Annotated in this window: 13 protein-coding genes and 1 pseudogene; 7 read left to right on the top strand and 7 right to left on the bottom strand. The window is 67.0% G+C overall.

Translation table 11 applies throughout. The annotated features are described in order from the left end of the window. Window positions 1-47: 47 nt before the first annotated feature. The gene (locus AACG61_RS20780; RefSeq protein ID WP_411840530.1) at window positions 48-965 is read left to right on the top strand and encodes a MurR/RpiR family transcriptional regulator; all 918 of its coding nucleotides are present in this window, start codon (window positions 48-50) and stop codon (window positions 963-965) included. A gap of 310 nt (window positions 966-1,275) precedes the next feature. Further along, on the top strand, window positions 1,276-2,643 hold the full coding sequence (locus tag AACG61_RS20775) for a calcium-binding protein (RefSeq protein ID WP_411840529.1): 1,368 nt from the start codon (window positions 1,276-1,278) through the stop codon (window positions 2,641-2,643). Between the two features lie 268 nt (window positions 2,644-2,911). Here AACG61_RS20775 and AACG61_RS20770 read toward each other — a convergent pair whose 3' ends face one another. Next, the gene (locus tag AACG61_RS20770; RefSeq protein WP_411840528.1) at window positions 2,912-3,880 is read right to left on the bottom strand and encodes a magnesium and cobalt transport protein CorA; all 969 of its coding nucleotides are present in this window, start codon (window positions 3,878-3,880) and stop codon (window positions 2,912-2,914) included. 349 nt (window positions 3,881-4,229) lie between these two features. On the opposite strand from AACG61_RS20770, the gene AACG61_RS20765 reads away from it, so the two are divergent. The 5 genes from AACG61_RS20765 to AACG61_RS20745 all read left to right on the top strand — a co-directional run bounded on the left by AACG61_RS20765 (window position 4,230) and on the right by AACG61_RS20745 (window position 8,891). After that, window positions 4,230-4,616, top strand: a complete 387-nt coding sequence (locus tag AACG61_RS20765) for a VOC family protein (RefSeq protein WP_411840527.1) — start codon at window positions 4,230-4,232, stop codon at window positions 4,614-4,616. 373 nt (window positions 4,617-4,989) lie between these two features. Then, window positions 4,990-6,120 carry a DUF4123 domain-containing protein gene (locus AACG61_RS20760; protein ID WP_411840526.1) on the top strand — a complete coding sequence of 377 codons (1,131 nt, stop codon included), beginning with the start codon at window positions 4,990-4,992 and terminating at the stop codon, window positions 6,118-6,120. Continuing rightward, window positions 6,117-7,751, top strand: coding sequence for a hypothetical protein (locus AACG61_RS20755; RefSeq protein WP_411840525.1), 1,635 nt, complete (start codon window positions 6,117-6,119; stop codon window positions 7,749-7,751). Before AACG61_RS20760 ends, AACG61_RS20755 begins: the two co-directional genes overlap by 4 nt. A 122-nt stretch (window positions 7,752-7,873) precedes the next feature. Beyond that, entirely contained in the window at window positions 7,874-8,158 is a 285-nt protein-coding gene (locus AACG61_RS20750; protein ID WP_411840524.1) for a hypothetical protein, read from the top strand. Between the two features lie 31 nt (window positions 8,159-8,189). Next, entirely contained in the window at window positions 8,190-8,891 is a 702-nt protein-coding gene (locus AACG61_RS20745; protein WP_411840523.1) for a GAD-like domain-containing protein, read from the top strand. A 279-nt stretch (window positions 8,892-9,170) separates the two neighbouring features. Here the strand turns inward: AACG61_RS20745 and AACG61_RS20740 are convergent. The 6 genes and pseudogenes from AACG61_RS20740 to AACG61_RS20715 form a co-directional block, all read right to left on the bottom strand. Further along, a pseudogene (locus tag AACG61_RS20740) lies at window positions 9,171-10,267 on the bottom strand (IS3 family transposase). Window positions 10,268-10,477: 210 nt separating this feature from the next. Further along, entirely contained in the window at window positions 10,478-11,266 is a 789-nt protein-coding gene (locus AACG61_RS20735) for an ABC transporter ATP-binding protein (RefSeq protein WP_411840522.1), read from the bottom strand. Then, entirely contained in the window at window positions 11,263-12,255 is a 993-nt protein-coding gene (locus tag AACG61_RS20730) for an ABC transporter ATP-binding protein (RefSeq protein WP_411840521.1), read from the bottom strand. Before AACG61_RS20730 ends, AACG61_RS20735 begins: the two co-directional genes overlap by 4 nt. After that, window positions 12,255-13,808: a gamma-glutamyltransferase family protein gene (locus AACG61_RS20725; protein ID WP_411840520.1), complete on the bottom strand. Its 1,554-nt coding sequence runs from the start codon at window positions 13,806-13,808 to the stop codon at window positions 12,255-12,257. The genes AACG61_RS20730 and AACG61_RS20725 overlap by 1 nt, the downstream gene beginning before the upstream one ends. Further along, complete coding sequence (locus tag AACG61_RS20720) at window positions 13,805-14,680, bottom strand: polysaccharide deacetylase family protein (RefSeq protein WP_411840519.1); 876 nt, start codon at window positions 14,678-14,680, stop codon at window positions 13,805-13,807. The genes AACG61_RS20725 and AACG61_RS20720 overlap by 4 nt, the downstream gene beginning before the upstream one ends. Next, a complete protein-coding gene (locus tag AACG61_RS20715; RefSeq protein ID WP_411840518.1) occupies window positions 14,680-15,480 on the bottom strand; it encodes an SDR family NAD(P)-dependent oxidoreductase in 801 nt (266 codons plus the stop codon). The genes AACG61_RS20720 and AACG61_RS20715 overlap by 1 nt, the downstream gene beginning before the upstream one ends. Between the last annotated feature and the right edge of the window lie 15 nt (window positions 15,481-15,495).

Genomic DNA, 15,495 nt, shown 5'->3' with positions numbered 1-15,495 from the left:
TCCTGTCGGGGCTGGATATGACTTTCTTATTTTCATAAGATTGAAAAATGAAAAATGATCCGTCAACCGAAATCTCTCCATGGGGGGCGGGCGCGGCACGGCATTTTGCCGACAGCCCGCTTGGACGCGAGGTCATCGCCCTGCTGCGCGAGGGGTCGAAATCGCAGCGTGCGCTGTCGGATTTCGTGCTGCGCAACCCGGTCTTCGTCGCCACCCACGGCATCGAGGATGTCTCGCGCGCGGCCGCCATCTCGGCCAGCACCATCAGCCGCTATGTGCGCGACCTGGGGATCGAGGGCTATCCCGCCTTCCGCGCGGGCGTGGCCGATACGGTCGCGGGCCTTGTCGCGCCGGTCGCCAAGCTGGAGACGGGGCTGGCCCAGGGTGCCGGGATGCCCGCCGAGGCCTCGCTTGGCGCGGCCATGACGCAGGTCCAGGCGCTGTCGGACGCGGCCACGGCCGAGGCGCTGCGCGAGGCCAGCGCGATGCTGGCCAGGGCGCGGCAGGTCTGGATCATGGGCTTTGGCCTTTCCGCGCATCTGGCGGCGATCCTGGCGCTTGGGTTGCAGCCGTATCGCGACGGGATCGTGAACGTCGTCCAGTTCGGCGGCACCGAGGTCGCGGCAGGTCGGCTGACCTCGGCTGGGCCGGGCGATGTCGTGGTCGCGATATCCTTTCCGCGCTATTCCAGCGACGTGGCCGATCTGGCGCGGGGGGTTCGCGCGATGGGGGCCACGCTGATCGCCCTGACGGATTCACCCGCAGCGCCCCTGGCCCAGGCCTGCGACCACCTGCTGCTGGCACCGGCGCAGCATCCGATCCTGTCCTCGTCGTGCCTGCCCGGCCTTGCCCTGATCGAGGCGCTGCTGTCCGAGTTCCTCCTGTCCGATCCGGCCCATGTCGAAAGGGCCAGCCGGCTGGCGGCGATCATGTCCGCCTATCTGGCCGACGGCGGGGATGGCTGAGCGGCAAGGGGGACCGATGAAGGGACGCCGCGGCACGGTCGGGCCTTGCAGGGTCGCAAGGCGCGACATGCGGGTGGCGATCCGGCTCTGGCCGGCCTGTCGGACTTGGGACCGGCGGGCAATCGCGGCGGCGGACCGGCCCGTGTCCGAAAACGGTTTGATCGGCCGCGGAATGCCCCGCGATCACCCTCGGCCATCTGCAGGCTGTGTGGTCTCGATCCGAACCGATGGCCGCGATGCCGGCGCAAATCATCTTGCCGCACGGCCGGGCAGGCCTTAGCGTCGGCCTGTCTTATTGAGGCATCCTGCATTGGTTCATCTTCACGCGGTCGATTACGACCAGTCCACCCTTCATTATCTCCTGCACTATGCGTGGCGGTGGCCGGGCGACAGCCTGGTCCGGGGGCAGCCAGGCACGGGAGGACCCCATGCCGACCACCTGACGATCTTTGATTCCGAATGGAAGACGTTCAAGGTCGACGTGTTCGGCGACGGCCTCGTCACCGACGACCGGCTCAGCCTGACGGACGGTCGGATAGGCCGGATCGACCTTTCCGAAGGGTTTCGTTTTTCCCCGTTCCTTCCTGCGGGAAGCCATGAGTTGCGGCTCAGTCTGGACGGTCTGTCGCTGACGCCCGCCGTCCTGCGTCGGGTGTATGACACGCCCGATATCCGCGACGATGCCGCCTTCGTCGCAAGGATCTTCGCGGGCAACGACCTTCTGGAGGTCACGGGCTCAAGCAGGGTGTCGGGCCATGCCGGACACGACACGATCCGTGCCGGGGACGGCGATGACACGCTTCAGGGTGGTGCCGGCAATGACCGCGTCAATGCGGGTGGCGGCGATGACATCGTCTATCTCGATGCCGGGAACGACCATCTGATCGGAGGTCCGGGCCGCGACGTTCTTGTCGTCCGCTCTGCGGTCGGCATGGGGATCGACCTCGCCGCGGGTACGGTTCAGGGAGCGGGCCTTGGCCGCGACACGATCACGGGGTTCGAGATCGTCCGCGGCAATGAGGGCTTCGACCGTATCGGAGGCGATGCCCGTGCCGACACCCTGATGGGCATGGGCGGCAACGACACGCTGTCCGGACGCGACGGGAACGACGTCATTCGCGGTGGCGCGGGAAAGGACATCCTCCAGGGCGGCGCAGGCGACGATCTGCTGTTCGGCGGCGATGACAATGACATCCTGTCCGGGGGCGGGGGCACGGACGATCTGTACGGCGACGCAGGCGATGACCTGTTGCGCGCAGGAAGCGGACGGGCCGATCTTTACGGTGGCTCCGGGGCCGACACGCTGCTGGCTGGCGCAGATGCGTTCGCGGACAATCTGCACGGTGGAGCCGGGCCTGACGTCTTCCTGTTTCGGGCGCGCGGCCCTGCAGAACGCGGATATGCCACGGCCATTTGGGATTTCCGGCCCGGTCAGGATCGCATCGACATATCGGCTCTCGATGCCGATCCCCGCCATCCGGGCAATGATGCATTCCGGTTCCTGTCGGACGGCGTCCTTCCTGCCAGACCCGGCGGACAGATCGCCATCCGGCAGGAAACGGACGTCGGCGTTAACCACACGATCGTTCTGATCGACATGGATGGCGACGCAGAGCCCGAGATGATCATCGATGTTCTTGGTCATGTCACCTTGACGGAGCAGGATTTCATCCTGTGACCCCCGGCAGGCCCTGCCCGTCGATGCCGGCGACAAAGTGGCGCGAAACGCGCCCGTGCCTTGGCCGACGGGCGACCTTGCGCCGATATCTACGCGGCGAGGGCCACGCCATCCTGCCGCGCGGATGCGCCGCGATCGCGTCGGCCGGCGTCAGGATCGCGGCCTGGACCCGGCCCTCGTGCCTGGCGACCCGTGGCGGAGACGGGGCGCTGCTCCTACCGGGCGGAGCGGATCAGGGTGGTGATCGCTGGCGTGAAGGACGGTCCCGTCAGAGCCATCCGAGCCGCTTGAAGCGGACATAGAGGAAGGTGCAGGCCGCCACGATGACCGTGAGCACGACGAAGTAGCCGTACCTGGTCCTCAGCTCGGGCATGTTCTCGAAGTTCATGCCATAGATCCCCGCGATCGCCGTCGGCACGGCCAGGATCGCGGCCCAGGCCGCGAGCTGGCGGGTGATGATGCCGGTGCGCTGCTGCTCCAGCAGGTTGCTGAACTCGAAGACCGATGCCAGCACCTGAAGCAGCCCGTCGACCATGGCGTGAACCCGCCGGACGTGATCCAGGACATCGTTGAAATACGGTCTGGTATTCGCGTCGATGCAGGGGAGGTCCTGGCGGACCAGCTTGCCCGCCACCTCGGCCATCGGACCGAGCACCCGCTGGAACCTGCTCAGATGGCGTCGAAGGGTGAAGATGCGGATGATCTCGTCCCGACCCAGAAAGGTGTCGATCGTCTTGCGCTCCATGGACAGCACCTTCTCCTCGACCTGCTCGACGATGGGCAGATAGCCGTCGACGATATAGTCCAGGATGGCGTGAAGGACATAGTCGACCCCGTGGACCAGCAGGGTCGGCGCCGCCTCCAGCTGGGCGCGCAGCGCGATGTGGGAGCGGGCCGATCCGTGGCGCACGCTGATGATATGGCTGTGGCCGACGAAGATGGCGGTTTCGCCATAGGCGATCGTGTCGCCCTCCAGATGCGCGGTCCGGGCGACGACGAACAGCTGTTCGCCGTAGATGTCGACCTTGGGCAGCTGGTCCGCCTTCAGCGCATCCTCCACGGCCAGGGGGTGCAGGTCGTACTGCTCCCTGAGCGCGTGCATCTCCTCTTCTGTGGGATCGCAGATCCCGATCCAGACGAATTCCGACTTGTCCGAGGGACAGTCGATCCTCTCCGTAATCGAAACCTCGCGGACACGCTCGCCGTGGCGGTAGAGATAGGCAGCGACGACAGTCATGTGAGCCTCCGCGCCCGATGCGTTTCCCTGGAGCCTCAAGCCCTAACCCGAGACCGACCCACTGCGTCAAGGCGATAGTGGCAGAGGGGCTCTGTCCGAAGGCAAGAGGCGCGATTCAGGCGACGCTGCGCCGTCCCGCAGCAGGCCGGTGCAACGTCGGCTCCTGCCGCTGACCACCTGGCATGCACCGGGCGCTGCCATCTGGTCAGCGGGCAGGACCGGTCTTGCGATCTCGGTCGCCGGCGGTCTTTGCGCGACGCGCCTGGCGCGCATCGACACCCATGCTTGATGCGCCTGCCCGACATCGCCACAGTCAGGAGAACCGACGGGTTCCAGAAAGGCCAGGACGATGCTGGAAATCTATGCGCTGGATCATCTGGTCCTGACGGTCGCCGACATCGACCGGACCTGCACCTTCTACAGGACAGTTCTCGGGTTCGAGATCGTGACCTTCGGGGAGGGGCGCAAGGCGATGACCTTCGGGACCCAGAAGATCAACCTGCACAGGGCCGGACATGAGTTCGAGCCCAAGGCCCGACGCCCGACACCGGGATCGGCGGACCTTTGCCTGCTCACCTCTGCCGCAATGGACGTGATCATCGCGCGGCTTTCCGACGCGAAGGTGCCTGTCGAAGAGGGACCGGTGGTCCGGACCGGCGCAGAGGGGCCGATCACATCCGTCTATATCCGAGACCCGGACCAGAACCTGATCGAGATCGCACGTTACGACCGCTGAGGCGGCGGACGGAAAAGCACCACGCCCTCGGCTCCCGGGTCAGGTGTATCACCCCCGAAGCCGCAAACAGTGCTGCGAGAATCCGCGCCTCCGGTGAGGGGCTGCCCTCCGCTCTTCAGATCGATGGCGCGGCTGCAGGGGGATGCGCGGGCCTTTGGCTCCGGAAGCCGGGCGACGTGACGTGCCCCCGTGCGGAGATGTGCTGCGCTGCCCTCAGGAAGCGGACATTGCCCGATCGGGATGAACCGACAGAGGCACCTTCCGGCCTGGTCGCGATGACGGTGTGACGCGCGGTCCGGGTGCTTTGACGACGCGGGCCGCCCGATCTAGGGTGATGCATTCATTTTCAACCCCGGCGGTGGGGACCGATTTGATGACGAACACCGATGATCGGCCTTCGGACATCTGGACGCTGAGCGGGCGGGCGCCCGGGGAGGGGCCTCATGCGGACGCGCCCGCCATGCGCGTCATCCGCCTGTCCGGGATCGAGCCGCTGGACCGCCAGATCGGTGCATTTCCGCGAAGGACCGTTCCTGACATGCTTCGCCGGCATCTCTTCGCGCCGCAGGCACCGGGCGCGGAGGACCGTGCCATGGGCCATGATGCGCCGCCGCTGCGGCTCTTTGCGGTTCTCGACGGCGCGAAGGTGCCCGATGTCGAGGAGACGCTCGCAGCCTCCGGCCTGCCGCATCTGTGCCTGTTCAAGGGTCGCGCGGCCGAAGAGCTGGGCGCGGCCGCGCCCTGGCTGGTCGAGCTGGACGAGGGCGCGGACCTGCTGCGCCGGCTGTTCACGCGCTCGGCGGCGCCGCGCGATCTCTGGGACGCGGAGGCGGCGCTGTTCCTGCGCAGCCGGGGCGACATGCACATGCTGCACCGCCATCTGCGCCGGTTCACGCAGCTGCCGGATGGCGGCAGGCTCGTCCTCTTCCGCTTCTGGCAGCCGGATCTGATGGTCGACATCCTGTCGGCGGACCGCGACCAGGAGGTGATCGCCCGCAGCTTCCTGGCCGTCGGCCAGCCCTGGCAGATCCTTGACGTCATCGGCCTGGATCGCGACGGCGACGGTGCGGCGATCCATCTGCCCGCGGCCCCGCCCGAGGGTCCGGTTCCGGTGCCGGCGCTGGACGGCCGCTTGGGGGTGCTGCTGTCGGAGGCCATGCGGCGGCGGCGCATCCGCGACATGGCGCGCGCGCTGCGCGGCGATTTCGCGACCGAGCTGGCGGCGGTTCCGCTGCGGGACCTGCGCGACCATGTGGGCGCGTCGATCCGCCGGTCGCGCGATCTGCGCTTTACCCGGCTGCCGCTGATCTACATGCTGGCGGCGTGGGAGCTGTTCTACGGCCCGCTGACGCAGATCCGTGATCCGGAGGGGATCCTGGTGCAGACGCTGAGCTCGACCCTGGACGAGGACGGGCGCTTCCGGCGCATCCAGGCGCGGCTGCAGGTGCTGGACCGGCAGGGTCTGCTGCCCCGCGGCATCGCCTCCTTCGAGGGGGACGCATGACCCGGTCCCCCGATCAGATCGCGGCCCGCGCCCAGGCCAGCGCCTATGGCTTCACCGGCTCGGTGGACGGCCTGACCAAGCCCTGCGCGGGTTGGGTCGCGGTCGAGGCGTGCTACAGCGACCGGTGGGCCACCCAGCTGACCGGGGCGCCGATCCGCATCGCCGATGCGGGCGGCGTGGTGATCGACCGGACGGCGCGGACCCGCGGCCTTGCCAGCTATGGCCTGACGGATGGCGACGCGGAGACCGCCCCTCTGGCCGAGCTGGGCCGGTTCCGCCAGGCGGAGGTGCGGCCGGGCCGCGTCGATGTCGATCTGGTGCCCGAGCGCGCCGGCGATGCCGAGGCGGATGCGGCCATGGCCGAGCTGGGCGCGGCCCTGACGCGGTTTCGCGACACCGGCATCGGCGCGCTGCAGCCCTGGGTCCGCCAGTGGGAGGCGCGCGGCATCCTGTCGGTGGCCGAGGCGCAGCGCGACGGGGTGATCCGCGGCCTGCAGGCCTGGTGGTCCGGCGAGAGCGGCTTCTGGGGCGGGGTCAGCCAGCTGGCGATCCGCAAGGCGCAGGAGGCGGCCGACTGGTACGGGGCGCAGCCGCTCCATATGCGCCTCAGCCCGGGATTGCTGCTGGGGTCCTGGGCCTGGGACAGGCTTTCCGACGCGGCGCAGAGCGTGATCGGCGGGGCGAAGGACCTGATCGAGCACCTGCCGACCATCATGGCGGCGCTGCGCAACTTCGCCACGGGCATCGTCGACAGGATCGAAGCGGCCGTCGACAGCCTCTGCGCGCTGCCGGGCGAGTTCGGCGCGCTGTTCCGCCGGGTCAAGGCCACCGGCCAGGACTGGATCGAGCGGATGGTGCTGATCGCCAGCGAGACCAACGCCTTCGAATACAGCTTCCATTGCTGCATGGCGGTGGTGATGAACATGGTGCCCAACTTCTGGGCCGAGATGTTCGGCGTGGCCTCGGGCTTTCTGCTGCCCGAGGTGCTGATCGAGCTGATCCTGATGGTGATCGGCGCGCTTTCGGCAGGCACCACCGCGGGGCTGATCGCGGGGCGGTTCGCCGTCCTGACGGCCAAGCTGACGCGCGCCGCGACGGGCGCCCGGGGCCTCGCGGTGCTGCTGCGCGTCCTCGACGGCTTCCGCAGCGCGATCGGGGCGCTGGCGCGGATCGGCCGGGGGCTGCATCGCGCGATCTCGATGGGCACCCGCGAGGCCAGCGACCGCATCGTCCGCCTGCGCCACGAACTCGCCCAGCTGCAGTTCCGCGTCGAGCCCGGAACCCTCGGCATGAACGGCGCAAACATCAGGATCGTCAGGAAGATCGGGAAGCCAAGGATACTTGACGGTGACAACCGCAAGGGTTGGACTCACATCCGCCGTCGTCACATCGACGGAGACGATGCGGCAGGCGATGGGGATCTTTTCGCACCGGGAACGCGGCGAGAGGATGTCCAGAAGGCAGTTGAGGAGATCGTCGGATCGGGAACGCGGCAGAGCGACCCTGCCCGCAGGATACAGATATTTGATAAGCGCATGACGGTGAATGGCATGCGTGCAAATTATCGTGCCGTAGTTGATACTGCCGATGACAGTGTCGTCACGGTATTTCCAATTCTCGGGGGAAGGTAATGCACTTTAAGCTGCTCCTGTCAGACCCAAGCGATCCAAATGGATTCAGCCTTGGGAGGATAGATGTCGTTTCAAGCAAGCTTGAGTCTCGGAGAGGTGAGGAAAGGCCGCCAAGGAACTACATGGTTTTCGTGGAACTGACGGCTGTGGCAGATTTTCTGCGCAATCGCACGGTTAACGGCACTCCGGGAAAGTATGAGCTTCCAAACGGGGACGTGATCGACTTCAACTCGACCTCACATCTCGTAGCATTTGAAATTGGCGGCAGGCTTGTGGATGTTCCAATGGACGTTGCTTTAGACGAAATTGATTTTTTGTTGAGCAAATCCGCTGAAATGCTGAGTAAGGCGGATCCGTTGGATCCTGTCCTCGACGATATAGTAGACTTGATCCAAACGCGAAACTAAACATCAGTCTTCCGCCTTGCAGGGATTGATAATGAAGCCGATCGATGAGTTTCGAGCTGAATATGGCGCGCCCAAGGTCTTTGTATCGCCTGATAGCGCGCTGGATGCAATCAAAGGGCGCGGATTGCCGGCCGTCGCGTTCGACTATTGGTCGAAGTTCGGATTTTCAAGGTTTCTGGGCGGATACTTCCAGATCACGAATCTAGCGAAATACACCGATGTGATTGAGAAATGGATCTCCGGGAGCCACTTCTCATCAGTAGACAGCTATTTTTCCATCACGATTGATGCCTTCGGAAGGATGCAGTGCTTGGGAGTAAGGTGCGGCCACGTATTCGATCTGGACCCTCCAAATCATGCAGTCTATGACCGTGAGGATAGCAACGAGGCTGATATTCGGAATGGAAATGAGGGGCCATTTCTCGAGCAGATGTTTTTTTCCGGACTTCCTGAAGATGTTGCGCCTGAAACAGATGATTATTACTCGAAGCTTTCCTTCTCGGCAAAGGACAAGCTGGGCGAATTTGGTCCGGATCAGATATATGCTCCGATTCCCGCAATTTCCCTCGGCGGCCAGATGCGGATCGAAGACCTCCAGATCGTTGATGCCCCAAGCTATCTGACCATGGTGGCCGAGATCGCACCGCCGCGCGTGATGACGATGAAGGACCTCACGCATCTGGCGTTCGGAAATGGTGCCGAAGACATCTTGGCCGGATTGCTGAAAAAGTGACGCCCTTCCGCTGTATCGCCGTCCTGTCGGATGATCGAATTCTTTACTCAGTCTCGATCGAGTGGGCTCAAGTTTCCGCGCATGCCTGAATGTCCGCTTCCGGAACGAGACCCGGGCGCGGTTGTGACCGCCGGAACAACTGTTTTCGACTTTCAGGCCGATCACGGGGAAAAGAGTGTGACCTGCCCCCCATTGGTCCCTCGTTCATAACGAGAGTTCGCGGGTTCGTGCGCTGCTCCCCAACCCTGGACCGCCGGATGCTGGAGTTTTCCGGCTTTGTCATGGCGACGGGCTGGCTGCGCCGCAGGGATAATGCAGGGTGATCGGGACGTTATTCCGATCGCGCTGTGGGGTCGGTCCTCGTTGTAGTGTCTGCGCCAATCCTCCATTTTTTCCTGCACGTCCGCAAGGCTCATGAACCAGTGGGCGTTCAGGCATTCGGACCGAAGCTTGCTGTTGAACGCCTCGATGAAGCCGTTGTCTGTCGGCTTTCCAGGGCTTGAGAAGTCCAAGGCGACATCGTTGGCGTAGGCCCACAGGTCTAGATCGCGAGAGATAGATTCGCTGCCATTGTCGACCCGGATTGTCCTGGGGTAGCCGACCTGGGCACAGACCCGTTCCAGGGTCCGGACCACATCCTCGCCGCGGTAGGTGAAGCGCGGGTCGGCTGCTGGACAGAAACGCGAATGCGTGTTGACAATCGTCAGGATCCGCAGCTTGTTGCCCAAAGGCGAGTTGGTCATGAACAAAATCCATGGCCTAGACATCGTTCGGCCCGACAGCCTCCTGGCGATCATCGCGCAGCTTGGCCTTCACCCGCCGTTTCGGGTTCTTGTTCCTGAGCTGCAGACCCAAGTCATTGTAAATCCTTCGGGTCTTCTTGATGTTCACCTGCCATCCCTCGCGTCGCAGCAAGACATGGACACGCCGATAGCCGTAGCGCACCCGCGTTTCGCAGATCTCCCTGATCCGTCTCTCGACGACAGCCTGGTCCGTGCGCCGGGACTTGTAGTGGAACGTGGAGGTGTCGAACCGCAGAGCCCCACAAGCCCTGCGTATCGACGCGCCCCAATCGATGCACATCCCGCGAACTAATTTGCGCATCCGGCCAGGCGTCAGAGCTTTCGCCGGATGACGTCCTGCAGCATTTCCCGATCCAAAGTCAGGTCGGCGACGATCTTTTTGAGGCGGCCGTTCTCGTCTTCCAGTGCCTTCAGCCGGCGCATCTCGTCCGGCAGCAAACCGCCATACCGCTTCTTCCAGTTGAAGTAGGTCGCCTGGCTGATCCCCGCCTTCCGGCAGATCTCGGCCACGGGCGTGCCTTCCTCACCTTGCCTCTTCGACAAGCGAACGCTGGTAACAGGTCCGCAAGGCAGCGCGGTCCATATCGGAGCGGCAAGCGGCGATCCCGACCCACCCCTGCAGCCAGCTGAGTTGTTGCAGCTGAATACGCTCGTGCGATGTTCGATTGGCGTCGAACGGTTACCGCGAGACGTTGCCTTGCCGACAGCCTCCATGGTGGAGCAGCGGCTGTCAGTGTGCGGGAATCGCAGGTGCCGGATCGGCGGAGGTTCGGTGCCTAATGATCACAGCCTGGGCACCGCCGCCAAAAGCTGGCGCGTATAATCGTGCCGGGCCGCCTGGAAGATCGCGTCGGTCGATCCCTGTTCGACCACCCGGCCCGCGCGCATCACCAGGATGTCGTCCGCGATGTGGCGGACCACCGACAGGTCGTGCGAGATGAAGATGTAGGACAGCCCCAAGCGCGCCTGCAGCTCCAGAAGCAGGTTCAGGATCTGCGACTGGATCGACACGTCCAGCGCCGAGACCGCCTCGTCGCAGATGACCACCTGCGGCTCCAGCGCCAGGGCCCGCGCGATGACCAGCCGCTGTTTCTGCCCGCCCGAGAATTCGCGCGGCAGCCGGTCGGCCGCCGAAGCGGGCAGGCCCACCAGGTCCAGCAGGTCGCGCACCCGCGCGGCTCGCGTCCGGGCGGTGCCGATGCGGTGGATCTGCAGCGGCTCGGCGATGCTGTCGGCGGCGGTCATGCGCGGGTTCAGCGCTGATGCCGGGTCCTGAAAGACGATCTGCAGGCGGCGCATCACCGCCATCCGGTCCGCCGGGGACATGGCGGCCCGGTCGCGCCCGTCGATCAGGATCTGCCCGGATGTGGGCGCCTGCATGCCCATCACGGCATAGCCCGTGGTGGACTTGCCGCTGCCCGATTCCCCGACGATGGCCACGGTCCGGCCGGGCATCAGGTCGAAGCTGACCCCGTCCACCGCCCGGACGTGATCGGTGACGCGGCCCAGGACCCCGCCGCGGATCGGGAAATGCACCGCCAGGTCGCGCACCGAGACGAGGGGTGGGGTCATGTCAGCACCTCCGCGATGCGATCGTGATGCCAGCAGGCCGTCTGATGGCCCGGCGCGACCGCGTCCAAGGGCGGCGCCTCGGCCCGGCACCGCGCGCCGGCCAGCGGGCAGCGCGGGTGAAAGCGGCAGCCCGCGGGCCAGTCGCGGATGTCGGGCACCGCCCCCGGAATGGCCGGCAGCGCGACCTTGCGCGGCCCGTCCAGGCGCGGGATCGTGCGCAGCAGCATGGCGGTATAGGGATGGCGGGGGGCGGCAAAGACCTGCCGCACGCTGCCGGTCTCGACGATGCGCCCGGCATACATGACCGCCACCCGGTCCGCGCTTTCCGAGACGACGCCCATGTCATGGGTGATCAGCAGGACGGCGCTGCCCGTCTCGCGGCGCAGGTCGGCCATCAGCTCCAGGATCTGCTTCTGGATGGTCACGTCCAGCGCGGTCGTCGGCTCGTCCGCGATCAGCAGCAGCGGGCGGCGGATCATTGCCATGGCGATCATCACCCGCTGGCACATGCCGCCCGACAGCTGGAAGGGATATTGCCGCGCCCGGACCTCGGGGCGGTCCAGGCCCACCCGGCGCAGGATGTCCAGCACGCGCGCCCGCACGGCCGCGCGGTCCAGGCCCGGCTCGCGGTCCAGGGCCTCGGCGATCTGGCGGCCCACGGGCATCAGCGGGTCCAGCGAGGCCACCGGCTCCTGAAAGATCATCGCCATGCGGTCGCCGCGCAGCCGGTTCATCTGCCGCTCGGGCAGGCTGTCGATGCGCGTCCCGGCCAGGGTGACCGCGCCGCCGCCCTGCCGTGCGGCATCGGGCAGCAGCCGGATCAGCCCCAGGGCCGTCATGCTTTTCCCGCAGCCGGATTCGCCCACCAGCGCCAACGTCTCTCCGGCGGCGATGGACAGCGAGGTGCCGTCCACCACCGGCATGCCGCCGATCTCGATCCGCAGATCGCGGCAGCTCAGCACCGCATCGCCCGGCCCGTCCCCCGCCATCACCGCACCCCCTCGGCCGCCACGGCCGCCGACCAGGGGTGGTTCGGATGCACCATCCCCTGCAGCAGTCCGTCGGGGCGGCGCTCCACCGCCGACGGGATCGCGAATTGCACGGGGTAGAGCACGTCGTCCACCACCTCGATGTCATGGTCGCGCGCGATCAGGCCGGTCGCGCGCTGCGGTGCGCGGCGGTCGATGCGGATGCGCGGCTCGGAGGCGTCCAGGCGCGGATGCGACAGGGCCTGCCCCAGATCCATCCCGTGGCGCAGCCGGAAGGCCAGCAGCTGGGCGATGGCGGGCATGATCTGCCGCCCGCCCGCCGCGCCGATGGCCATGATGCCGCCCTCGGCGGTCTCGGCCAGGACCGGGCACATGTTGGCCAGCGGCTGCGCACCCGGGGCCAGCGCATTGGGCGTGCCCGGACGCGGGTCGAACCACATCATGCCATTGTTCAGAAGCACCCCGGTCCCGGCCGAAGTCACCTTGGAGCCGAAGCGCGACAGCAGCGTGTTGGTCAGCGACACCGCGTTCCCGGCCGCGTCGATCACCGACAGATGCGTGGTGCAGCCCGGATCGACGCGTGCCTCCGCATGACCGCGCTGCGTCAGGCGGCGGGCATAGGCCGCCCGGATCGCATCGGCGAAGGCATGGTAATCCTCGGCCTCGGGCGCCCCTTCGGCGCGGTCGTCCAGCTGCGCCAGCACGTCCAGCAGCGCGGGCCCGCCCGACAGGCCCGGCATCGCCAGGACCTGCCCGCCCGCCCAGGGCGCGCGCAGCGGCGTGCCCCAGGTCGGGCGATAGCCGGAGAGATCCTCGGCCACCATGCAGCCGCCCAACTGCCGCATGTCCGCAATCAGGCTCTGCGCGATCCGGCCCTCATAGAAGTCGCGCGGCCCGGCCTCGGCCAGACGCCGCAGGGTGGCGGCCTTTTCGGTCAGCGGCAGGCGGCGCCGCGCGCGCCCCTCGCCCAGGGAGGGCACGCGCCCCTCGGGCAGCAGGATCCGCGCCGAGGTCGCATCCGTCAGCAGGTTCGCCGCGTCGATGGACAGGCACAGGGCGGTGAACCAGTCGACCTCGAGGCCCTTGTCGGCCTCGGCGATGGCGGGGGCCAGGGCCTCAGCCCAGGTGATCGTGCCATGCGCGGCCAGCGCCTCGGACAGGCCCGCCACCGCCCCCGGCACGCAGATGGAATGCACGCCGATCAGGTTGCGCTGCCCCTGGACCTGGGGCCAGTTGAACCAGTCATCGTCATGGCCGGGGACCAAGGGGTAATCCTCGGGGCGCAAGGCGCGCGGCGCGCGCATCGAGAAATCCAGGCTGCGCGCCTGGCCGTCCGACCCGTCGCGCCAGAGCAGGAACCCGCCGCCGCCGATCCCGCTCAGCCAGGGTTCGACCACCGACAGGACCAGCGCGGTGGTGACGGCCGCATCCATCGCGTTGCCGCCCTGCGCCAGCACCGAAGCGCCCGCCTGCGCCGCGACCTGGTGCTGGGCTGCGACCATGCCGCCGCGCCCCTCGACCATCGCCTTGCCCGGTTGCCATGTCGAGGTCATGCGCCCGCCTCCACTGCCGCGATCAGCGGGTCCAGATCCGCCGCGACGCAGAAGCGCCCGTCATGGGCCGACAGATGCCAGTCGGCGATCTGGCCCGCGGTCGCGAACCACACGTCGTCCTGACCCGCGATCTCGGTCAGAAGCCGCTCCAGCATGGCGACCCGCTGCGCCCGCCCCGAGATCCAGGGATGGACGGTCAGCATGAACAGCTGGCCATAGGCGCGGCCGGCCTGGAACTCGTCGCGCCAGCTGGCCTCGACCGCGCGGGCGGGTTCGGGCGGCCAGCGATCCGCGCCGCCGCCCTGGAACTTGAAGTAGATCGCGTCGTCGATCTGCCACTGCACCGGAACCTCGACCAGCCCGCCGATCTGATAGGGATGGTCGTATCCCATCAGCGAGCTGTCATAGCGCAGCCCGCGCTCCTTCAGCGCGGCCAGCATCGCGGGCGTCATCTCCCATGCGGGGGACCGAAAGCCGGTCGGGACGGTGCCGGTCTGGGCGTGGAACACCGCCAGCGACCGGTCCAGCGCCGCGCGGAAGCGGTCGTCCGGGGTCTCGGACACCAGTTCGTGCAGATGGCCGTGCAGGCCGATCTCGTGGCCGCGGTCGCACAGCGCGGGCAGCAGCTCGGGATGCAGCTCGGCCACCACCGACGGGACGTAGAAGCTGCCCTTGACGCCCACGCGGTCCAGCATGTCCAGGATGCGCCAGATCCCCTCGCGCGGGCCGAAGCGGCGCTGTTCCAGCTGACCCAGATGCGGCGGCAGCCCGGCGCGATTGGCCCAGAGATAGGGCGCCTCGGCATCGACATCGACGCTGAAGCAGGCGGCGGAGCGCCTGCCGTCGGGCCAGAGATAGGGGCGGCGGTCCATCACAAGGCCTTCTTCTTGTCCTGATGCACCAGAATCGTGCCCGCCGATCCGCCGCCATCCACCGCCAGGGTGGCCCCGGTGATGAAGCTGGCCGCGTCCGACGCCAGGAACATCACCGCCGCCGGCGCATCCTCATAGCGGGACGCGCGGCCAAGCGGGATCGAGGACGTCACCGCCTGAACATGCGCCTCGGACAGGGGGCTGGCGGTCGATCCTGCGGCAAAGCCGGGCTCCACCGCATTGCAGCGGATGCCGTATTCGGCCAGCTCGACCGCAAAGCCCTTGGTCAGCCGGTCCAGCGCCGTCTTGGAGATCGAATAGGGCGCGGCCGTCGTGCGCATCTTGCGCGAGGCGCCCGAGGAGATCATGACGATGTTGCCCCGCACCTCCTGGCGGACCATCTGCGTGGCGATGCCGCGGGTCAGCAGGAAGGGCGCGCGCAGGTTGATGTCGAAGATGCGGTCCCATTCGTCTGCATCCACATCCAGCAGGAAGCCGCTTGGATAGACGGCGGCGTTGTTGACCAGGATGTCGGCCGCGCCCCATTCGCGCCCGACCATCGCCACCAGATCGTCGATCGAGGCCGTGTCGGTCAGTTCGGTCGCATGGGTCAGGCAGGGGCGCGCAAGGCCCGCCGCGACCTCTGCCATGGCGGCCGTGTCGCGGTCCGACAGCAGCAGCGTGGCGCCGGCTGCGTCGAAGGCCTGGACGATCCAGCGCCCGAAGATGCCCGCGGCGCCGGTGACGATCACGCGCTTGCCGGTGAAATCCGCGCCGGGCAGAGGCAGGGGTCGGGTCATGAGTGGTCCTTTCGC

Source organism: Paracoccus sp. ME4, assembly GCF_046736325.1.
Classification (GTDB): domain Bacteria; phylum Pseudomonadota; class Alphaproteobacteria; order Rhodobacterales; family Rhodobacteraceae; genus Paracoccus.
Note: the sequence above shows the minus strand (reverse complement) of the source record. Positions and strands in the feature narration are given on the sequence as shown.